This window comes from Pelomonas margarita (assembly GCF_043555875.1).
GTDB classification, from domain to species: domain Bacteria; phylum Pseudomonadota; class Gammaproteobacteria; order Burkholderiales; family Burkholderiaceae_C; genus Pelomonas; species Pelomonas margarita.
Map to the genome: position 1 here is coordinate 1 of NZ_JBIGHW010000002.1, position 20,199 is coordinate 20,199.

The 20,199-nt window shown below is 59.3% G+C and carries 22 protein-coding genes and 1 pseudogene; 14 read left to right on the forward strand and 9 right to left on the reverse strand.

The genetic code is table 11. From position 1 onward, the window contains the following. The 4 genes and pseudogenes from ACG0Z3_RS23405 to ACG0Z3_RS03585 all read right to left on the reverse strand — a co-directional run. Positions 1-117 (reverse strand): annotated as a pseudogene (locus tag ACG0Z3_RS23405) (IS5/IS1182 family transposase); the annotation flags it as partial. Positions 118-196: 79 nt separating this feature from the next. Beyond that, positions 197-1,126: an AAA family ATPase gene (locus ACG0Z3_RS03575; RefSeq protein WP_394395379.1), complete on the reverse strand. Its 930-nt coding sequence runs from the start codon at positions 1,124-1,126 to the stop codon at positions 197-199. After that, a complete protein-coding gene (locus ACG0Z3_RS03580; protein WP_394395383.1) occupies positions 1,123-1,641 on the reverse strand; it encodes an HORMA-1 domain-containing protein in 519 nt (172 codons plus the stop codon). Before ACG0Z3_RS03580 ends, ACG0Z3_RS03575 begins: the two co-directional genes overlap by 4 nt. Before the next feature lie 5 nt (positions 1,642-1,646). Beyond that, a complete protein-coding gene (locus ACG0Z3_RS03585; protein WP_394395385.1) occupies positions 1,647-2,612 on the reverse strand; it encodes a CBASS oligonucleotide cyclase in 966 nt (321 codons plus the stop codon). 159 nt (positions 2,613-2,771) lie between these two features. Between ACG0Z3_RS03585 and ACG0Z3_RS03590 the strand changes: the two genes are divergently transcribed. Together ACG0Z3_RS03590 and ACG0Z3_RS03595 are read left to right on the forward strand one after the other, a co-directional pair. Then, complete coding sequence (locus ACG0Z3_RS03590; protein WP_394395388.1) at positions 2,772-3,095, forward strand: helix-turn-helix domain-containing protein; 324 nt, start codon at positions 2,772-2,774, stop codon at positions 3,093-3,095. Beyond that, positions 3,095-3,961, forward strand: a complete 867-nt coding sequence (locus ACG0Z3_RS03595) for an ImmA/IrrE family metallo-endopeptidase (protein ID WP_394395391.1) — start codon at positions 3,095-3,097, stop codon at positions 3,959-3,961. The genes ACG0Z3_RS03590 and ACG0Z3_RS03595 overlap by 1 nt, the downstream gene beginning before the upstream one ends. Positions 3,962-4,084: 123 nt before the next feature. Here ACG0Z3_RS03595 and ACG0Z3_RS03600 read toward each other — a convergent pair whose 3' ends face one another. Beyond that, positions 4,085-5,335, reverse strand: coding sequence for an N-acetylmuramoyl-L-alanine amidase (locus ACG0Z3_RS03600; protein ID WP_394395394.1), 1,251 nt, complete (start codon positions 5,333-5,335; stop codon positions 4,085-4,087). Positions 5,336-5,535: 200 nt separating this feature from the next. Here ACG0Z3_RS03600 and ACG0Z3_RS03605 point away from each other — a divergent pair, with 200 nt between their 5' ends. The 6 genes from ACG0Z3_RS03605 (at position 5,536) to ACG0Z3_RS03630 (ending at position 9,894) form a co-directional block, all read left to right on the forward strand. Then, positions 5,536-6,432: a hypothetical protein gene (locus ACG0Z3_RS03605; protein ID WP_394395397.1), complete on the forward strand. Its 897-nt coding sequence runs from the start codon at positions 5,536-5,538 to the stop codon at positions 6,430-6,432. A gap of 271 nt (positions 6,433-6,703) precedes the next feature. Further along, a complete protein-coding gene (locus ACG0Z3_RS03610; RefSeq protein WP_394395398.1) occupies positions 6,704-6,973 on the forward strand; it encodes a hypothetical protein in 270 nt (89 codons plus the stop codon). After that, entirely contained in the window at positions 6,970-7,338 is a 369-nt protein-coding gene (locus ACG0Z3_RS03615) for a helix-turn-helix domain-containing protein (protein WP_394395400.1), read from the forward strand. The genes ACG0Z3_RS03610 and ACG0Z3_RS03615 overlap by 4 nt, the downstream gene beginning before the upstream one ends. Next, positions 7,335-8,420: an ImmA/IrrE family metallo-endopeptidase gene (locus ACG0Z3_RS03620; protein WP_394395403.1), complete on the forward strand. Its 1,086-nt coding sequence runs from the start codon at positions 7,335-7,337 to the stop codon at positions 8,418-8,420. Before ACG0Z3_RS03615 ends, ACG0Z3_RS03620 begins: the two co-directional genes overlap by 4 nt. A gap of 194 nt (positions 8,421-8,614) precedes the next feature. Then, on the forward strand, positions 8,615-9,055 hold the full coding sequence (locus ACG0Z3_RS03625; RefSeq protein ID WP_394395405.1) for a C1 family peptidase: 441 nt from the start codon (positions 8,615-8,617) through the stop codon (positions 9,053-9,055). A gap of 2 nt (positions 9,056-9,057) precedes the next feature. After that, positions 9,058-9,894, forward strand: a complete 837-nt coding sequence (locus ACG0Z3_RS03630) for a thymidylate synthase family protein (RefSeq protein ID WP_394395406.1) — start codon at positions 9,058-9,060, stop codon at positions 9,892-9,894. Positions 9,895-9,907: 13 nt separating this feature from the next. On the opposite strand, the gene ACG0Z3_RS03635 is transcribed toward ACG0Z3_RS03630, so the two are convergent. The 3 genes from ACG0Z3_RS03635 to ACG0Z3_RS03645 are packed head-to-tail and all read right to left on the reverse strand — an operon-like array spanning position 9,908 to position 12,191. Then, on the reverse strand, positions 9,908-10,579 hold the full coding sequence (locus ACG0Z3_RS03635) for a uracil-DNA glycosylase (RefSeq protein WP_394395408.1): 672 nt from the start codon (positions 10,577-10,579) through the stop codon (positions 9,908-9,910). Beyond that, entirely contained in the window at positions 10,576-11,880 is a 1,305-nt protein-coding gene (locus tag ACG0Z3_RS03640; RefSeq protein WP_394395410.1) for a nucleoside triphosphate pyrophosphohydrolase family protein, read from the reverse strand. Before ACG0Z3_RS03640 ends, ACG0Z3_RS03635 begins: the two co-directional genes overlap by 4 nt. A 23-nt stretch (positions 11,881-11,903) precedes the next feature. Next, positions 11,904-12,191 carry a DUF4031 domain-containing protein gene (locus ACG0Z3_RS03645; protein ID WP_394395413.1) on the reverse strand — a complete coding sequence of 96 codons (288 nt, stop codon included), beginning with the start codon at positions 12,189-12,191 and terminating at the stop codon, positions 11,904-11,906. Positions 12,192-12,235: 44 nt separating this feature from the next. Here ACG0Z3_RS03645 and ACG0Z3_RS03650 point away from each other — a divergent pair, with 44 nt between their 5' ends. The 4 genes from ACG0Z3_RS03650 to ACG0Z3_RS03665 all read left to right on the forward strand — a co-directional run bounded on the left by ACG0Z3_RS03650 (position 12,236) and on the right by ACG0Z3_RS03665 (position 16,687). Then, positions 12,236-12,562, forward strand: a complete 327-nt coding sequence (locus ACG0Z3_RS03650) for a helix-turn-helix domain-containing protein (protein ID WP_394395416.1) — start codon at positions 12,236-12,238, stop codon at positions 12,560-12,562. A gap of 435 nt (positions 12,563-12,997) precedes the next feature. After that, on the forward strand, positions 12,998-13,666 hold the full coding sequence (locus ACG0Z3_RS03655) for a hypothetical protein (protein ID WP_394395418.1): 669 nt from the start codon (positions 12,998-13,000) through the stop codon (positions 13,664-13,666). 612 nt (positions 13,667-14,278) lie between these two features. Beyond that, positions 14,279-14,965, forward strand: coding sequence for a restriction endonuclease (locus tag ACG0Z3_RS03660; protein ID WP_394395421.1), 687 nt, complete (start codon positions 14,279-14,281; stop codon positions 14,963-14,965). 483 nt (positions 14,966-15,448) lie between these two features. Beyond that, a complete protein-coding gene (locus ACG0Z3_RS03665) occupies positions 15,449-16,687 on the forward strand; it encodes an AAA family ATPase (RefSeq protein ID WP_394395422.1) in 1,239 nt (412 codons plus the stop codon). A gap of 301 nt (positions 16,688-16,988) precedes the next feature. Here the strand turns inward: ACG0Z3_RS03665 and ACG0Z3_RS03670 are convergent, their stop codons facing one another. Beyond that, entirely contained in the window at positions 16,989-18,071 is a 1,083-nt protein-coding gene (locus ACG0Z3_RS03670) for an IS110 family RNA-guided transposase (protein WP_394395424.1), read from the reverse strand. Between the two features lie 136 nt (positions 18,072-18,207). On the opposite strand from ACG0Z3_RS03670, the gene ACG0Z3_RS03675 reads away from it, so the two are divergent. Beyond that, positions 18,208-18,762 (forward strand): hypothetical protein, encoded by a 555-nt coding sequence (locus ACG0Z3_RS03675; protein ID WP_394395425.1) that lies wholly within the window; start codon positions 18,208-18,210, stop codon positions 18,760-18,762. Positions 18,763-19,345: 583 nt separating this feature from the next. Continuing rightward, positions 19,346-19,864: a hypothetical protein gene (locus tag ACG0Z3_RS03680; protein WP_394395427.1), complete on the forward strand. Its 519-nt coding sequence runs from the start codon at positions 19,346-19,348 to the stop codon at positions 19,862-19,864. The last annotated feature ends 335 nt before the right edge of the window (positions 19,865-20,199 follow it).

A 20,199-nucleotide genomic window follows, 5' to 3' on the forward strand; every position in this document is an offset into this window, starting at 1 on the left:
GGCCCACGGCACGATGGTGTCCATCGTCTGCAGGAACACGTCGCGCCGCGTCGGCCTGCGGAATCGTTCGAACTCCGCGCCTTGATCGGCTGCCGCTGCCAAGGTTGCTTGCTTCATGCCAGCATGACCTCGAAGTGGTGCCAGCATTGCCACCAGATCAACCCGGAAGGCGGACCTTAATCAGCGTAGCCTTAGATCAGCTGTCTTTGAACGGCGGCGTCGGAAGCATGGCCTTGGCCAACTCGATCGCTCTGGCCGGCCGGATGGGGGCGTCGGGATAGGCGTCCAGCACGATGCCCGGCAGCAATCGCTGTGTGATGTCGGAATACGTGAACCCGTAGGGGCGCTTGGGCTGCTCGCCCGTGGCCGCCGCAAGGGCCTTCAGATCGTTTTGGCTGAATCCCGTGCCGGCGAGCCGGCGCGCAAGAACGTCCAATCGCTGCTCTTCATTGGGTCGCTCGAACACCAGGATGTCTGCGGCGCGGCGACGCACGGCCGGGTCCAACGCGTTCAGCCGGTTGGTGCACATGATGACCACGGCCGGCAGGCCACCGTTGGCGAGCCGGTCGATGCCGCGAATGAAGGCGTTCACGCCGGCGCGGTCCTCGTGATGCATCTGCTCGGCCTCGCGGGACTGGGCAAGGGCATCGGCTTCATCGACCAGCAGAATGACGCCGCCACGAGCGGGGCCCTTTGCCGATTTCAGCTTTGAAGCTTCATCGAACGCTCGCTCGAACGCAGCCGTGACGAGCTGGGTCATCTCTCCCACACGCCCCTGGCCGCGAGAAGACAAGCTCAGCGGCAGCAGCGTGATGTCGATCTCCTCCTGACGCGCGACCTTGTCGCCGATCGTCTCCGCCAGCTCGGTCTTTCCTGAGCCCACGTCACCGGAGAGCACGACCAGCGGCGGACGGCGCGTCACCGTGTCGAGCAGGCCGTAAGCGTCGTCATGGTGCTTCTGCTGCCAGCTCTTGAGGCCGGCCGGGTTGATCAGCACGCCGAGGATGTTGGCGAGGCGTTTGATCTTGTCGTCAACGCCGACCAGGCGGCTTAGACGTCCTTGTGCGTCCGGATCAGGGAGCGTGGTTGTGCGCTCGAACAAGCTCTTGTCTTGGGTATTGCTCATGTGTAGCTCCTGACGCTGGCACGTCCGAGCGACTGGCCGCCCGACGAATAGGTCTTGTCATTGGCAAAGTAGCCGTTGTGTACGGCGGGGCTAGTGCCTGAACCCCGCTTCAGTGGCAGTTGGTTCTCGACGGCTTCCTGCTGCTGAGTGGTGAGCGCATACCAGGCAGAGCTGTAGCTCAGGAAACTGCCGAAGACCGCGCCACTGATATCCCGCCCGGCAGGTACGCGGCCTGGATCGTCGTCAGCGCCGCCATCAGCCAGCTCGGCAGCGGTGTAGCGAAGCGTGGGTTCGATCCACTTGTTGTCGCGCTTGAAGCCGTATGTGACTTCGCCAAGATAGCCCTGGCGCAGCAGCTCGGTGACTTCACCCTCGAACTCCGCAATCCGCGTGTCGGAGATGTGGCCGTACAGGCGCTGCAGCCGCTTGAGGTCGGCGGCGACCTTGGCGGCCATGTGCCGGGCATGCGTCACCGTGAACGTGCGAGTTTGGGTGGTAGTGAAGCTGTAGCTCATGACGTTCAACCTTGGAAAGAGGGGCCGAAAACCTTTTGCCAATAGCGGACCGTCAGCTCCTTGGTCGGAGCGGTCAGCGCTGCATCGATGGCCTCACCGGCGTCCAGGGCCGCCTCGACGATGTCGTCAGCGTTCTGGGTGGTGTACAGGCGCGCCACGTTGTTGGTGGCGTTGATCGGATCGATGATCTGCACCGGGTCGGACAGCTTGCCGACACTGCTGGCGGAGTAGTAGTCCTCGAAGACGATGCGCTCGCGCAGGTTGGACTTCGCCAGGTAGGTGAAGAAGGCCTGCAGGGCTTCGGGGTAGTCGGAGAAGTTGACCCCGTCGTTACACAACTTGGCCAGGATCATCTCGATCATGAAGGACTTGAAGCGAAAGCCCTCTCGCTCCTGCTTCATGCGTCGTGCCCAGAACTTGACGAGGCGAACCACTTGGGCGAAATGCGTCGGCTGGGCCTTCTTGCGTTTGCGTGCGAATTCGAGATGCAGCGGGATGCTGGTCTCCAAACGCGAGCCGTCGTCCTGGCTAATCAGGTCGCCCCGCCAGTCCGGCAGTCCTGCGTAGAGCACCGGCACCACATCAACGTCCAGGCCGCTGCCCTTGAACGACACCGTGACCGAGTAGGTCTGAGGCTTCACCTGGTCTGGCGTGAAGTTCGGAAAGGCCTTGCGCAGCCGCTCGGCCAAGTAGTCCAGCAGGGCTTGGACATCATGCGGCGCATCAGAGCCGCTGACGTACACCGCCATGTCGATGTCATTGAGCGAGCGCAGCGCCGTGCCCTTCGCCAGGCTGCCCGACAACTGGATCTTCTTCAGCGAAAAGCCGGGATGGTCGGAGATGTAGGCCTCCAACTTCTCTCGCAGGCGTCCGGCCTGGCCTCGGTACTCGTCGGCCTTGTCCTTGGGAAGGTTGACCTTATCTTCAGCGAAGCGGACGAGATCGCTGTGGTCGATATGGGCTCGAGACATCTGGCGCTGCTCCTTGTCAGGCGGCTCGTATTAGCGAGTCATACAAAAAGTTCGGAATCGTGAACAGAGCGGATGTTACGCCTGTTGCCGCGCCTGTCAAAGAAAAAGTTCGGTATCGTGATACCGTTCGTTTGGAACAGACTGGACAGGAGACGGACCATGCCCACTCGTCTCGGAGAGAAGTTGCGCGACCTGCGCAAGGAACGCGGGCTCACGCTGGACAAGCTCGCGGAGATGGCGAACCTCAGCAAGAGCTACCTCTGGGAGCTCGAAAACCGCGAATCCCAGCGCCCGTCAGCAGAGAAGCTGACCGCACTGGCTGATGCGCTGGGCGTTGCGGCAACGTACTTCCTGGAGGAAGACGTGCGCGCCCCCGAGGAACGCCACTTGGACGAAGCGTTCTTTCGGAACTACCAGAAGCTCGAGCCCGATGCGAAGGAGCAGCTGAGAAAGATCCTCAACACCTTCAAGAAACCGGGTTGATGGCAGAGGTTTGGACCCCTCAGCGCGCTGCGACCCGGCTCGTCAAGGTCGCGGAGGCTTTCAGCTCGGCGCACGGGCTAGATCGGTTCCCGGTTGAAGTGCCGCCACTCGCGATGGAGGCGGCGCGCATATTCAGCTGGCCTGACCCGATCACACAGGTGCAGGCCGCCAACATCAAGGGGTTCGAGGGGGCTCTTTTCCCCGGTGACGATCGCAAGGAGTGGCTACTCCTCTACAACGACCGGTTGGAGTCGCCTGGGCGTGTGCGCTTCACGCAGGCCCATGAGCTTGGGCACTATGTCCTTCATCGCACGCTCCGCGAGTCATTTCAGTGCAGCGATGCGGACATGCTGAACTGGACCCAGGACGATAAGAACCTTGAAGGTCAGGCCGACATGTTCGCGTCCTACCTGCTCATGCCCCTCGACGACTTCCGCAAGCAGGTGCCGGTCAATGTAGACCTTGAGGTGCTCAAGCATTGCGCCCTGCGCTATGGCGTTTCGCTGACGGCCGCCGTCTTGAAATGGCTGCAGTACACCGACGAGAAGGCTGTCATGGTGTTGTCCAACGACGGCTTCATGAATTGGGCGTGGTCGAGCGACCCGGCCGCGAAAGCGGGCGCATTCTTCCGCACCCGAAGCCAGGTCGTCCCGGTACCCGACGGGTCGCTGGCGGCGAATACCTCAGTCAAGCACGACCGCTGTGGCATCAAGCTGCCCGCATCGGTCTGGTTCAAGCACGCAACAGCGGAAACGCCCGTGACCGAGTTGAAGGTTACCTCGGAGAAATTTGGCTCGGTGTTGACGCTGCTGGTCCTGCCACGCTCCGCGGATGTCTGGCCGCCTTGGAAGCAGCCCAGCAATTGAGCTCTAGATTGTTGGCGCCGACCGAAAACTGAGCCACTTTTTGGCCCTGGTCTAGCGTACCAATCGCGCTTCAGAGCCGCCTTCATGCTGGCCGGGATCCGTGGGGTCGCAGCGCCAGAAACGCTATGCAGGCTGAAGTTCGAAACCTTCTGCAGGAATGCCTGGCCAGAGCTCGTAGTGGACGTTTGGGCCAGATACCCCGCCGGATCTCGGACTTGATGGAATCCCGAGCTGGCGGGCGGCTGCAATGCTGAGCTCACCAATCTTGTTTGCCGGCCCTTTGTCCGCCACCACGCATTCAATAGTCTTGCCTCGGTAAGTCACCAGCGCCCTGCAGCCTCGGACCACTCCTTGCGTTTTTTGGACGATCACCGGAGGTACGACGACATACGCTACGGTCTCAGAGTCCACGTAGGCGCTCGGATCGGTCTTGGCCTTGCCGGAATGTCTGTACCAGGTGCAGGAAGCGATCCCGCCGCCGGGAAAAACTTTAGGTTCATTGTCAACATCCAGAAGAACCACGCTGCGAGCCCATGCGTGCTTGCACACCACCTTTCCGCCGATGCGCGCCATACCGGCGTTCGCGAGCGCATCGCTACCACTGTCGTCTGCACGGTATGCCCAGGGAGCGCCGTTCTGCCCGTTGGCCCCATCTGCATCGATGTCCGCGTCTGCGGTGAAGTGCACGCGCCCGTCCGGATCTTCCATGATCACGCTGACGACGCCATCATTGGTGATAGTGGCCAGCAACCTGCTGGGCTTGTCCGGCGCTTCGGCGGGCTGCACGAAATTCTGGACAAGCAGGTCGCCAAGTTCATCGAACTCGGCGGCCAGGACGAATGACGCTTCTTCGGCTGTGTAGGCTGGATCCCAATGCGAGTTCTCCGGCACCTGGCTGTGCCCGTAGTGACCGCCCGTCGCGTCCCACAAGAACGCGTCTCTGATGTGACCGCCAGGGTCCTTCCCTTCTTTCGCGGGCCGGGGTACGCCGGCGGGCCAGACTCGGGGCACACCGTGCGTCGCCTCAATCCATCGGCAAAGACGCGCTACCCGCTTTAACGCATCGCGATCTTTGGCGCGCTCCGCGTAGCCGACGAGCTCAATCTGAACTGCCGAATCCCGGTTGGTCTCAACGCCATCCTTCGCGTTCTTCAGAGCCAGAGCGCCATAGTCAGTGTCAACATGCTGATAGATCTCTTTGGCGTCAACGGTGAAGTGAGGGTCAGACCCACGCTTCGCGAATGTCGTGAAGGCGCTATTCGCGGTGTCGCCTTGGGTCGTGTGATGAACGATCTTGAATGGACCGCCGAGGTAGCGACCGCATCCCCGCTCGTTCGTGATCGGCTTCCACTGTGCGAACGGACACTTGGCCATAACCACCTTCCTTTAGGGGGTGACCTTGTAGCAGTTGGATAGGCGAGCGGCATCCGCAATTCTGGTGAGGCTTCGATGCGTCGTGAAGTCTTGCTGGGTCGCCAAGCGGCACCGAGCAGCGCCGACGCGGGATACACCCGATGGGACTGTAAGGTCCGACTGATAGCCTTTCGAGATGCCACTAGATTAGGGAGAAAAACATGGCGACGACATCGCGTGCGGCCGAATGGAGGATTTGTGCTCGTCACATCGGCAACGCCGCGCTCCTGGCTACGACGTTTGTGGTCACTGGGTGCGCACTCACACCCAGCGTTGTGGAGGTTCCAGAAAAGCCCGCCGCTGGAAAGACCTGGGCTCAGAAGCAGGCCGATGACAAGGGGTTGCTTCGCATTCCGAAGACGACTGAGGTGACCGAGCTTCAAGGGCAGCTCGCCGTCTATGCTGGATTCTGGAGAGGTGTGGAAGGGGATCTGCTGCTGGGAATGAGAGACATCCCTGGGCGTGCCCGCGACCTTGCGGTTCTCTGGGCAGCCTATGAAGCAGTGAAGTCCAACTTCCGGTCCGCCCGTTACGCCGGCATTGGCGCCGCGCTTTTTGGAAGCGTCTCCAGCACTTACAAGGTCGAGGTGCAAGCGCAGAACTACCAGACTGCCGCCGATGCAATGGACTGCATTGCCACTGAGGTTGAGCGAGTTCCCTTGGGGGCGTGGAAATTTTTCAACAGAGCTGGCGAGTTCACCGGCGTCCTCGACTCTGCGGACGCGGCCGCCAAGGAGACGGCGCAGCTCGAGCTCAACGATGTCTTCCCCGCCGTGAACCGGAGCATGAACCTGGTTCTGACGAAGCTGATCCGCGCGCAGCGGAATGATCTCAAGCTGACGGGCGTGAACCTTGAAGAACTGCGTGGCGCCTACGACCGCGAGAAGGCAGTCCGCGACAAAGTGATACCGGTCAAGACGGCCGCTGGGGTCATGCCGCTCTTCGCGGCCACGAATGAAGACAGCAGCGTCTCGGACGATGTTCGCAAAGCCCGCACAACGGCGCTCCGACTACTTCGCCTTAACGCTGCCAAGTGCGTCGCGTCGACTGCAGGGTAAGTTGCTGAAGCCGTTGCTGCTGGATTGCTGCCACGCCAGCAATCCATAGAGGCTTCCTTCAGCCCGGCATCGAACTCGCGGACGAACGCGTAGCCGCCGCCATGCACGCAGAGATCATGCCGCATCGCGCCGGTGCGATTGAGATCTGGATAAAGCATCGTCGTTCCGAGAACTCCGCCAACGGCAGTTTCCGCTGCTCCGCACCGCTTGCATACGAAGCAACCATGATGTACGATTTTCGTACCAGCGATGTCGGATTATCGGAGGCAAGATGGAAGACCAGATCAAAGCTGCGTTGGAAGCGTTCTGGGATGAGCATGCCATTCCAGCCGAGGGCGGAGCACCCGCGACGGTGGACGATCTGATCGGGCCGGTGGAGTCGATGATCGCCGTCGAGGTGCTGGTTGCGCTCGACAAGATCACGGGGATGAAGTTGCCGAGTTCGGTCATTCAGGCCGGCGGTTATGCGACGCGTGATGAGTTCGTCAATAAGCTCTCAGCCGCAGTGCTGGCCTACGTGGCCAAGAAGTCGAAGTCATGAGCGGATCCAACGACGACGAGGGCGATGCCGACCGGGTGCGGCTAGGACGGCGTTTGAAGGAGGCGCGCGACTACGTCGGGCTTTCGCAGGAGGAAGTTGCATTCGCCCTGTCGATCTCCAGACCGGCCGTGGGGAACATTGAGTCCGGCTCCAGAAAGGTTGAGGCGTTCGAACTCAACAAGCTGAGCGAGTTGTACGGCAGGACGGTCGACTATCTTTTGACTGGCGACGCACCTGCCGAAGACACGCGTGTCGCCTTCCTCGCTCGCGCGACCAAGGGTCTGTCCGACAGCGATCTTGACGAACTGGCCAGGTTCGCAGCATTCCTGAAAAACTCGCCTAAGGCCAAGAGGCGCTCGTCATGAAGGAGGAAAACGATGCGCTGATGGCCGCGGCTCGCCGGGCGACTGAGGTTCTCGATGAGTTCGAGGCTAGGAAGCGCATCGATGCTGGCTACACCCGCATTGACGCTGAACAGCTCGCGTCAGCCTCGGACGTGGTTGTCATGTACCGCAAGCTCGAGCTTCTGCTTGGCGGCTTCCTCGTAGAGGATGGGACGCCCGGCATCATCGTGAACTGGGATCGTCCACGCGGCTTGGTTCACATGACGTGCGCGCATGAACTGGGTCATTTCGCGCTCGGCCACGACAGCACGGCCGACACCACCGTCGACGTGTCGAAAGACGCCGCTATCGTCGAGCGCACCGCCAATCAGTTTGCATATGCGCTGTTGGCCCCGTCATGGTTGGTGTCGCAGACGATGCGCAGCCAGCGCTGGGGTCGCAGCAACCTGCGCGATCCGTTCGTCGTCTATCAGATGTCGCTACGGCTCGGCATGAGCTACAAGGCCATGGTCTGGTCGCTACATCGACTCGGCCATCTTCTGCTCAACGATGCCTTGGACATCGTCGATGTGCAGCCGATTTCTCTCAAGCGCCACCTCCTAGGTGGTGTGGCGCCGAACAATTCCCGCAGCGACGTCTGGATGTTGACCGAGGCAGACCGGGATCGCGTCCTGGAGCCTGGTCGGGGCGACCAGCTTGTGTTCTCGCTGCCGAATCATTCTGGATCCGGGCGGCTTTGGTCAGTTGACGACGCGCAGAGCGAAGGATTCACGCTCAAGCCATTTGTGCGGGATGCACGCACAGTGCCAGCTCGTCGCGACCCGCAGTTCATCGTCGGAGGCGACGGGGCGACGCTGCGATATGAGTTGATGACGACACCTTTCGCATCGCCGGCTGATTCGGCCGATGAAGTGGACGACGACGAGCCTGTATCGATGCTGGGGGTCCGAAAGCGCGCAATCGCACTCACCGAACGCGCACCTTGGAAGCAGCAGGACACAGCTGGCGGTCAGCTGAACCTTTTCGCGGAGTTCGAACAGCTGGAGGACGGATTGCCTCAGCCCGAGCGCCATCGCCGCCTTGTCACCTCGCGCCTCGCCTGATGATCACACCGCAAGTTGATCTTTCTGCGCGGCTGGGCGCGGCGCGAGACCAAGGCGATCGCCCCACTTGCCTGGTTTTCGCCGGCTCCGACTTGAACTCGGCCGCGCACGGCGTCGCTCATCTCAGCACTGAGTTTCTCTGCCATCACGCCGCTCGGCTCTGTGGAGACTGGCAGCCTGGCCGAGGGTTCCAGATGGACCACGTTCTCGGTGCCGTACGCGCGCCTGGTCAGCCGCTTGAAGAAACGTATCCCTACCGCCACGGCATCCACGACGCGCCGCTCACAGCACCGTCGGGTGATTTCGAGTTGCACGCCTCAGCATCGGCGCGACGGCAGGACATGACGACCGCATTTGTGGTGAGTCACTTGGCTGCTGGGAGCCCTGTAGGCTTGGTGATCCAGGTGTGTCAATCGCTCATGCAACCCGACAACGGCGTTGTCTCGTTTGATCCGCTCGTCCTGCCTGATCAATATCACGCTGTCATCGGCGTGGGACTGGGCATCAATCTGGACACCGGCGAAAGCTTCATCCTTGTCCGCAATTCTTGGGGCGGAACCTGGGGCGTGGACGGGCACGCCTGGCTCCCCTTTGCGCTCCTGGACATCCTCCTCGTGGAAGGCTTCTTGATCTGACCATGGCCAAGCTGATCGACGACCAAGTTCGCATCGTTCCGACGTGGGCGGCTGCCGCCCGATATCTCAACAAGCAGCGTCCAAAGCGCCAAGCCAGGAATTTGCTGCTCGAGATTCCGAATCCGATGGAGCTGACGGATGACGACCGCGCCATGATGGCGAAGGTGGACGAGGCGCTTGCGCCCCGCGAGCTCACATTGAGAACCGTCGCTGGAACGATCTTCCCGCTGCCGATGTATCGCAAGTTCGGGCGGCCCGGCTACTACGACAAGTACAAGGCGATGCTTGAGCGAGGCCAGGCTGAAAACACCTGGGGCACGTATGCGAACCGGATGATTTCGCGGCCTGGCAAGGAGCCCGGCACGACGATCAACCCGCTCGATGATCTGGTGAACAAGCTGGCCAATGAAGGCCAGCCCCAGCGGAAAGACGGGGTTAAGGTCTCTTTTACAGCTACCTACGAACTTGGCGTTGCCGATCCTGAGGAAGATCTTCTTCTTGAGCCGACACCTGAGCCGGACGAGGGAGGCGATGTGCCCACCTACAACCCGGCCTTGGACAGGAACGATTGGCTGGGTTTGCCTTGCCTGTCACATCTCAGCTTCAAGCGCGTCCCTCGCGACGGCGGGCATGCGGTCGACCTGACCGCGATGTACCGATCACACCACTATTGCGCGCGCGCTCTGGGGAACCTGCTCGGGCTGGCACAGTTGCTATCTTTTGTCGCTGAAGAGAGCCAACTGAAGGTCGGAACGCTCAGTTGCCTATCGACGCATGCCGAGCTTGATGTTCGCGAATGGGGTGGCGTGGCAAGCGCGAACACAATCCTCGGAACCTAACCGCGGAGATGCTTTAGAACAGCGCGACTTGCGTCGAGGCTTGCGCTGGTCGCATGGCCTTGCCATAGATGCGCTGCATGCCTTGGCGGAACTCAGTAACGCCACCATAGCTGGGATGGCGAACGCATTCGACTTCCACACCGAACGTCGCTGCGTACGCCATAGCGTCCTGGCCGATGCAGACGATGCGCCGGATGCCTAGCCACTCGATGAGGGCTCGGTTCAACTCCGTCACCTCCGACAACTCCCGCGCAGCAAACCGGCGATTGGTCATCGGGTCGTCAGGATCGTGCGGATGCAACGGAAACACATTCCAGAGCAAGGGCGGAAGGTCGAGCCGAGCCAGGACCGCCCAAATCTCGGTCGCGGTGCGCTCAGCCACCGACGGTCCCTTTGTGGCCTTGGCGGGCGCTGAGCCGGGATAGTGGGTCGCGAACATCGGCAAGCGCGCCTCATCCGTGAGCGCCAGGCCGGTCCGCCTGCCACCGCGGTAGCCGAGGTCTCGCCCCATCCAGATCGTATCGGTACCGAGCGCTTCGACCGCCCCTAGGTAGTCGCGCAGATTTTTCCGTCGCATCGCCGGCGCGTTGGCGAGATCGTGCACCTCGCAGTGATCGCGGTACGGATTGAAGACGCCCTGCAGTTGCACATCTGCGAGCGCGGCGACGAAGGCGCGTGGGGTCATGGCTTCGGAACAGGTTTGAGGGGCAGAGCGGCGCCGATCTCTCTCGGCCGCCGCGGCTTGGGTTCGGGGGCGTGTTCAGGCGGCAGGATCAACGGTGCGAACGTGATCGCATGCGCGTCCATGTCCACCGTGATGACGCCGCTGCCAGCATCGCGAAGTTGACGGAAAACCTTGAAGCCTTCAAGGATGGCAAGTTCCCACTGCCAGAGCGGGCAGGCAGCGACCTCGTAGCCTTCGACCATGTCCTGCACCTGCTTGAGCAGACCGTACTCCAGTTTGCCTACATCTGTGTTCTCGTAGAAGTCGTGTCGGTCAGCGTGGTTGAAGATCCAGGTCGCAATGCCTTCTTCGATGATGGCGGCTCGCGCACCGTCCTGGTTCTCGTCGAACCTCGTGTTGCTCTTTCGCTTGAGCTTCAACAGCGACCGGATCACCGGAGACCACCCGAGATGCGCCACGTAGGCGAGGTGGAAGACGTCGTGGAAGCGATAGCCGTCGGGCTCTGTCCGGTTGTCCGTCAACCGGTCGCCCACGTTAACGTCGCGGATCTGCTGGATGACGTAGGGGCGCTCGTTGTCCTTGCCCTCGTCATAGTAGCGCTCGATGAAGGACACCTCGAACTTGCGCTCGAAGCGTTCATGCGCGGGAAAGCCGAGGTCAAACGGGGGCGTGTACTGAGCGCCCTTTTGGGGCCAGCGCGATTCGAACTTTTCCAGGTTGGCGCTGACGACGTCGACGAACTTGAGTTCGAACATCCACGCGACGGTGACGAGGTCGGCCAGCAACTCAGCGAGCAGCGCCGAGGGTGTCGAACTCACCAGGTCAGGTGGAACGGTGACGCCCATCAACTGACCGACATGCGCGCCGAGGTCGGACAACTGCTTGCTACGGTCGAGCGACTTGAGCTGCTCGTGACACATCGCGTAGATGCCATCAAACGGCATGAACGTCAGTTGCCCGTTCGGTGGCGGTCCGGTGACACCGAACCTACGCTGCAGTTCTTCAAGTCCCGCAGCCCCGACCGACGACAGCGTGTGACCGTAGCCAACCGCGACCTCCGTCAAGTACCAGAAGCAGTCCCCGAGCTCTTCCTTCACGACTGCCTGCTGGGCCGTGCCGAAATCACGATACGACTTCTTGACTGCTGCAAGCAGCCCGCCCACTTCGCCGATGAGCCCAAACCTGAGCTGGCTAAGCCCGTCAGGCTTGCCTTTGAACTGATTCGCCTGGTCGGCACGCGCTTGGTAGGCCTCCAGTGTCATCAGCGCTTTTGCCTGCGTCGCGCCTGCTGAGTTCTTCATGTTGTTGTCCTCCCATCTTGTGGTCAGGACTGTGGCACAGGCTGCGTTTCCAGACTCAGCTCGTGCTTGAGAAGCTTCGCACAGCTGATGATGGTTTGACGATCACCCATGCTTGCACCCATCGCCAGGGCGCGGTCGCGCACGCTGACAGTGACGTCGTAGTGGGGATAGACGGACTTCGACTGGAACCAGGCTTCTCGCAGGCCCAGACTGCGCGCAAAAGCGTGCAGCTCAGAAAGCGAGTCGGCCACCAGGTGGCACCAAAGCTTTCCTCGCCAGGGGATCAGCTCGTCATCGACGTAGACGGCCATGCTTGCCTTATTGCAAATATATTTGCATAATTCTATGCAAAATCATGCAGCGACGCAAGCCAGTCGCCGATCCGCAGGCGCTGGGTGCAGCACTTCGCGAACGGCGCAAATCGCTAGGTAAGACTCTCACGGAGATCGCCGAGATCACGTCCGTTGACGTCGGCCAGCTGTCGCGCATCGAAAATGGCCAAATGCGCCGCGATGGTGGGAATTTGCAAAAGTACATCACCGCTTTGCAAAAGCTGGAAGCGACACGGACACAAGCCCGCGCCCCAAGCGTCGTAGAGCGTTTCGCGGCAATCGTCGGGCGCTCCAACCGACATGCCGAAGCGGCCACTGCGTTCGTGGACGCGCTCGAGCGGTTGATGTGAAGACGCGTTAACACCTGTACTGACCAGCGGGCCCACACGGCTGCTTCCGTTCTTGACCCATTGTCGCGACGCGACGGCTCATGGGATGAGCTAGCCGAGAACGGCAGCAACCCGCCTAGCAGCCGACCGGTTCTAGACTTCGGCTTCGCAGTGGTTGCAGTCTTCCGCGGCAACTAGCCCAACTCCTTCTCCGGGATACGAAGCGGTCATAGGCTCAGCTGACGACGCGGTGCCTAGTCCATTGATTCATTGAAGTCGGCGGCGCGTCTTTCATGGCGGGGACACCGCCAATCTCAACGATTCAGTGGACTAGACCAACTCTTTTGACGAACCCGAACGGCCCAACTACTGGCCACCGGGTCGAACCGCCTCAGAGCGCACCAGAGCGTGGCAACATTGGTGCTGATAGCTCGATTGACGGGCAGGGAGGCTTGGATGCAGATCATCCAGAGCATTGCGGCATGGGCTGCGCAACAGCCAGCTTGGATTGACGATGCCGTTCGCCGGCTCGTGGCGGGCGGCCTGACACCCCAGGATTTCCAGGAGCTATCCGCACTTGCCAAGGCGGAGCACGGGCTTCCTGGTCCGAAAGGCCGCGTTGCCGTGCGGCTTGATCCCAAAACGCTACCTGCAGCCGCGCAAGATGGTGTGGACGTCAGCTTGGCGGCGGTGCGTTCTCCGCAGAACCTGAATGCGATTGATCCCAACCAGGCGCTGACATTTCAAGCGACTGGCCTAACCATCGTGTACGGGCACAACGGCGCTGGGAAGTCTGGCTATCGGCGGATGCGAGACACCTGGGAGCTGCTCATCGAGGAGCACCTCTTTGCCGGCACGGTGAAGCGCTTCAGGCGAGCCATCGAGACATCGAAGCTTCGCTATGTGTCCGTTGATGACGCTGAGGCGAGTGCTGTTTACAACGGGATGACCCGGTGTTCCAACTTCACGCACGAGGGTGGCGCAGAGGCTCCGCCGGCGCTTCCTGAACCAAGTGAGTTCATTTCTGATGTCGAAGCGCTTGCGACCTCGTTACAGACGATCGAGAACAACAAGAAGGCAACGGAGAAGCGCCGGGTAGAGGCGGGGCAAGCGACGTCGACCTGATTGGCCACATCCTCGGCTGAACCAACTGACTTGGAAAATAGATAGCTTGATAGTTAGGCTAATGCAGCCTTTGCGAGGGTCAAACGTAGACGATTCAGCGAAAGGAAATCAATTGGGGGGATTTTACTCCAAGCGCCACAATACTGGTCAGCAAGTTGCGCGAAACGAACTTCGCGTAGGCATGCTCGTCCACTTGAGTTACACAAACTTCGATTGCGTATGGCGAATAGCCTCAATCGAGGTCAAGCACAATGGTGAAACATGGCTCAATCTGGTTGCGCCTGACTCAGGAAAGTCAAAACACACAAATGCAATATATGCGCGACACATTCGAGCAAATGAACGCTGACTTGAATTTTAACCACCACCCTTGACGTATCAAGTTCACGTCTCGACTTTTTCTAATCGCTAGGTTAGTCGCGCATACGAAATTGCAATGCAATGCAAGGTCAAATCCAATATCCGTCGCTTAGCTGTTTAGTCAACCGGGCGCAGACATCGGCCATGGCTCCGCCAGTTGCTTGACCTGCGTTGGCGACCTCCGACTTCACTTTCGGAGCCGCTTACCTCGGGCGTCTGAATTTCTCCAGATTAAATCTACCAATAAACAACATGGCAGCAGATTGGGACGACTACCAAGAAGAGGCTGCCGCGCTCTTCCGATCCATGGGTTTGGATGCGGTCACCAACGTCACGATACAGGGCGTTCGAACCACGCACGATGTGGACGTCGTGGTGAAGTCACACCATGCAGGCTTCGGCGTCACTTGGCTGGTTGAGTGCAAACACTGGAAATCTGCAGTATCAAAATTGCACGTACTGGCACTTCGGGAGATCGTTTCAGACGCTGGAGCGGATCGAGGAATTCTTCTGTGTGAAGCTGGATTTCAAAGCGGTGCAATTGAGGCGGCGAAGCTTACGAACGTTTTGGTCACATCACTTGAAAATGTACGCCTGACGGCAGGTAGCGATCTCGCCTCCATGCGATTGCGTGAACTCTTTGACCGAGTTGAGTCATGCCGTCAGATGTACTGGGATATATCCAAGAGCGAGCGAATTGCAAAGGGATTGCGAGCTGAAGTTGGCGAGTGGGGGTACTCCGGGGCTCGGTCAATCGAGATTTGTGTCGAACTTCTCACGCGTGCCTTTCGAGGCAGCTATCCATTTGGACCTGAGTCACTTCAGGCATTGATTGAGTTCGGCAAGGATCATCAATTTCATTCCGTTCAGGACGTGATCGCAACGATCTTGCCGATTGTTGAAGAGTTAGAGGCGCGATTGAAGGCCGCGGCAGTGTGAGGGGACTTTTAACCAATCATTGCTGCGAACGCCCCGCGGCGCCTCTGAATTCCTACGTTGTTCGACCTCTTCTCGCCATCGAACCGACCCGGCGCGGTGTTCACAATGGGTCGTAAAGTGACTGCCGCAGCGGGCGAGAGCGGTCGTTCGCGCCAGCGCGACACTAGCGCCACGCTCGAACAACCCTGCCGAAAACTGCTCCCGGCCGAACCGGAGCCCAGAGCTGGATCAACGGCTTGCCGCAGCCATGCTTATTGAGTCCTGAACTCCGTGCTCATTCAATTCTGAACTTTTCAAGCCAGTTGTCGTGCCCCGTGTCGCCTATGCAGCGGAAGCTGGCATTCGCCAGCAGCTTAGCCGTAGCTGTGGCGAGATCGGAAATGCGCAACTGCCCAGATAGGGGGTTGATCTTGCAGTGTCTGGAATTGGCTGCAGAATCGGCGCCATATCAAACAGGCACGAGCAGATAGCGCCCTTTACGCCTTGCCATTTTACGAAATGTCTACATTTTCCGTTCAATCACTTCGCCCCTACAAATCGCTCAAGCGCGTTGATTGGCGCGACGTGCCAAATTTCTCAGTGGTCACGGGCGTTAATGGCTCGGGAAAGACTCATCTGCTTGAGTTGATCGCTTCATCGCTGGGGTATCATATCGAAAAGAGTGCCGATGGGCGCGATTCAAAACCGGGAGTGGTTCATGGTTTCCCTCTGGCGACAGGGGACATCTTGTACGTACAGGCTGAGAAGAGCATTCAATTCAAGGTCTCTTCTAGCTTGCGCGATATAGAAGAATTGATTGATACGCTCTACAGAAGACCAGTCAACGACCCGAATGGAGCATGGAGAGCTTCAGGAAGTCTATATGCAGGCTTCTCATCCAAGAAGGGCGCGCAAAACGAGCATCAGATTCTGACGCCGTCTAAGGATGAATTTCGCGAACGGCTTACTCCTTCCGTTATCTCATACGGTCGCCTGTCTGGACCAAACCCCGACTTGGCCTTGCTATTCTTGTCATATGCCGTGCTTCAGGCGGAGGCACGCAATCGCAAGATGACCGATAAACAAATTGTCGATCAGTTTGGAGAGGCTCCATGGGTATTGCTAAACCGAATTTTTGAGTTGGCGGAGCTTCCATTTGGTGTAGAGGCCCCAGCGGAGCCAAAGCCATCGGTATTCAGCAAGTCGATTGAATTCGAGTTGAAGTTGTTTGATAAGGCAAAGGGCGTCACACTATCGCCGAACGACCTCTCCGCCGGCGAGAAGGTGATTGTTTCAATGGTATTTCTACACTACACCTCGGAATATGGGAACAGCAAGTACAAGTTGCTCTTGCTGGATGAGCCCGATACACACCTTCATCCCTCTTTCATCAAGAAATACATTCGGATTCTTACTGAGGTATTAGTCACGGAGAAGCAGGTGCGAGCAGTCATGACTACACACTCGCCCATCACGGTGGCTATTGTTCCCGAAGCAGCGATCCACAATCTGGATCGATCTATCGGAGATACGCCCTTGAAGGTAAGCCGCGAGCGTGCTCTTGAAACGCTACTCCAAGGCGTTCCGTCTCTGAGTGTGCGTTACGAACAGCGGCTTCCAATATTTGTTGAAAGCAAGTTTGACGTTGCTTACTATGAAGGCCTTGTAAAAGCATTGAGACGCTTGACTACGTTTTTCTACGAGCCTGTTTTCCTTGCACCTCTACAGGGACTTCCCAGTTGATCAAGCGGATTGATGTGGGCGGTATCCGATAGTCGCCTTTGCTGTTTTCCTCAAGACCGGAGTTCGGGTTCGATGCGGCTTCACAGAGAACAGACTGCACATCTACAGGCGGCCTTGTTGCACTCGGGTTTCGGTGCGGGCCCAGATACCAACCGCTCAGCAGGGCTCCATTCACTCGCCGCCGTCGCCACAACTGGCGCGGCACAGGGTTAGTCGAGCTTGCCTGCTGCCGGTCTGACCTGTGAATTGCATCTTCGAACGCACGTCTACGGGGAAGAACTTGTTTTGTCGAGAATGGGTTTCAGGCCGGCATCACGGGCGGCATCGGCAGAACCTCGCCAGGCTTGACCGACACGTAGTTCGGATCGAACTCGCGCCCCTTGGCCAGCAGCGCCCAGACGATGCGCGCGTTCTTGTTGGCCAGCGCCACCACCGCCTTCTGCCAGCCCACGCGGGCCAGCAACTGCACCAGCCACTGCGAGATCTTGTCGCTGCGTTTGTGCGCCGTCATCACAGCCGACTTGGCGCCCTGGATCAGCAGCGTGCGCAGGTAGTCGTCGCCGCGTTTGGTGATGCGCCCGAGTTGCGTCTTGCCGCCGCTGGAGTTCTGCCGGGGCACCAGGCCAAGCCATGAGCCGAACTGCGCACCGCTCTTGAACTGCTTGAAGTCGCCCACCGTAGCGATCAGGGCCGATGCGGTCACCGGGCCGATGCCGCTGAGCTGTGCCGCCACCTTGGCTTGCTGGTCCGAGCGCACATGCGCAGTGATGCGCTCGTCGCAGCTGGCGATGTGGCATTCCAGCTCGATCCAGTGCAACCGCGCCTCTTGAATCGCCAGCCGTGCGATGCCGGGCAGTTCGTTGCTGGCGTCTTCCAGTACGTCGGCCAGACCCAGGCGCAGGGCGTCGGGACTTTGCGCGAAGACGATGCCGAACTCGGTGAGCAGGCCGCGGATGCGGTTGATGCAGGCGGTGCGGTCTTCCTTGTAGCCCTCGCGCAGGCGGTGGATGGCCAGCAGGGCCTGCTGGGCGGGCGTCTTCACGGGTACGAAGCGCATGTGCGGACGACCAGCAGCCTCGCAGATGGCGGCAGCATCCGCCGCGTCGTTCTTGCCACCCTTGCCGGCCATGCGGTAGGGGGTGACGAAGTGGCCGGCGATCAGGCGCGCGTCAAGGCCATAGCTGCGCAGCTTGCACGCCCAGTGGTGGGCGCCGCCGCAGGCCTCCATGGCGACCAGGCAACCGGCAGGCAGTTGCACGCACCAGGCGGCGAACTTGTCGGCAGGCAGAGCCTTGGCGGCGACGACGCGGCCGGTGGCATTGACGGCGTGGACCTGGATCACGCGCTTGGCCAGATCGACCCCGACTCGGGTAATCTCGTTCATGGGCTTCCCCTTTCATAGGACCGCAGATTGACGATTCGCACCATCAATCTTGGCGCCTCGACGCCGTGGGCCAGAAGGTGGGAAGTCCCTTCGTATTCACTCGGGCACTACGAACTGCACTGATGTTATTGATATCGTGAAGAAGTTAGAGGAATCAGGAGGGCATCCAATTTGCGGAATCATAGACTATGACAATGCAAACATAGGCACCAAGCTCATCCATATTCTCGGAGGTAGGCGACGGTATGCCATAGAAAACTACCTTCTTGATCCAATATTCATCGCGCTTGGTCTTATTAGGCACGGAAAGAAGCGATTTTCTGATTTTTCCATCCAGAGCAAGAGCGTTTATATCGAAGGCGACGCGCTAACGGAAGCCGAACTTCAATCGATCGTTGATTCAATACTTAACTCGCTTGGATTGAACACGGGGTCGAAGAGCCCAGTTAAGCTGGAAAATGGATTCGATCTAATTTATCCAGATGCCTTCTTGATGCTTCATGGGCACACATATGAAGTCAAGCTTCTGGAGAAAATACCGGAGCTCAATGCAATCAAGAGAGGTCGCGACGACGGCGCTCTTAAGGAGCAGATGCTTCATGTCATTTGCGATTTTCCTCAATTCCTCCCGATCGATGTTTGCGAAACTCTTCGCCCCATTCTTGCTGGCAAAAAAAGGCTCGAAGATTAGTAAGGCGTCAAATCAAAGCTCATTGATACCGTCAATCCAAGAATTTGCTGGTTGTGCCATCGTGCCCATGATCGCTTAGGCGTTAAATCACTCGCTGGTTGCGCTTGCGGCGACGGGTCAAACTTTGACGGCAAAGGTCTTCCCCGACGAAGGACGGCTCCCAGCCTAGAACCGACATTCGGTCGGCGGTCGACAGCAACGGAGCGTCAGGAGTCGGTCACAACTGAAGCCGTGCTGACTTCATGCCACTTGAAGCTGCCTCACGGCTTTGATCAAAATATCGCTGATGCCATTTTTCAATGGCATGCGGAGCTCGGCTGAACGCGTCATTGGTTGAGCCGATCCCACGCCGCGCAGGTCCACGCACACGCGGCCGCGCTCGTTCCCTCGCCCTGGCTTGCGCGGCGCACTCGGTTCTTGGCAGGCTGGACGCCCATCGCCCCCCGTCTTGGGGGGGGGGGCGGTGGACAAATTTCACCCGGCTCGTCGACATTCGGCGATGCGGCGGCTACCACGCCGTAAGGCCATCGAGGCGGAGTAACTTAGGCAGTAAACCAGTAGTTCGGCTAAACAATCCAGCCAGATGGACCTATTCGACGATCCGAACTTGACGTTCAGCAAGCTGGGCGCAGCGTGGCTATTGGGGCTGGATCCCAGGATGAAGATCGGCGGGTTCACGAAAACGCTTTGCGCCGCAATGGAGCGAGTGAACGGGAAATTCGACGCAGACGAACTTAGGCCGCTGCTTCGTCGACATCGCATTATCCCAGACGCGTACCTAATCGACGATGATTTTAAAGTCGTCTATCTCTTCGAAATTGAGGACACCAATCCCCTTACGGCAGACAAACTCAGGAAGTTGAGTGAGATATGGTTTCGTCTGGACTGTATCGAGTGGGATGTCCGCGTTTTTCTGATCGATCGCTACCTGTCAATTTGGCGCTCTCTACCGCTTGCAGATGTATGGCACGCCCTTGAGTTTCCAATGCCAAAAGAAGCTGCCAAATTCAGCGCGCCCAGCATCGACTGGGAAGCAACTCATGAACAGGCGTCAAAAGTAGCAATCAATCGGCCTGTCGGACGCCGCAGAGGGGCAGCTTAAACACTCGCTCAAGCGGAGAGCCAACAGCACGCAGCCAAGCCCGCCGGCCGGGCTGGCGGATATTCCGTCCGTCTACCCTAGAGCCCCGCCGCTGACGCCCGCTCAGCTCGAACGTTGAACGTCCGCTTAGAGGCGGTCCATCCGGCCTAGTGCTACTTCCGCTTTGGGTCGGCAACGGCCAGTTGTTCGACCCGACGCAGAGGTCGGCTTCCAGCCTTGAGCTGACTTCTCTGCGCATCTGAGACGGGAATGCAACTCCTCCCCGCGCACCTTTCGCTGCAAAAGTTGGCTGCCGGGCAAGTTGAATTAAGCAGCGCCGGGAGGCGCTCCTGCTC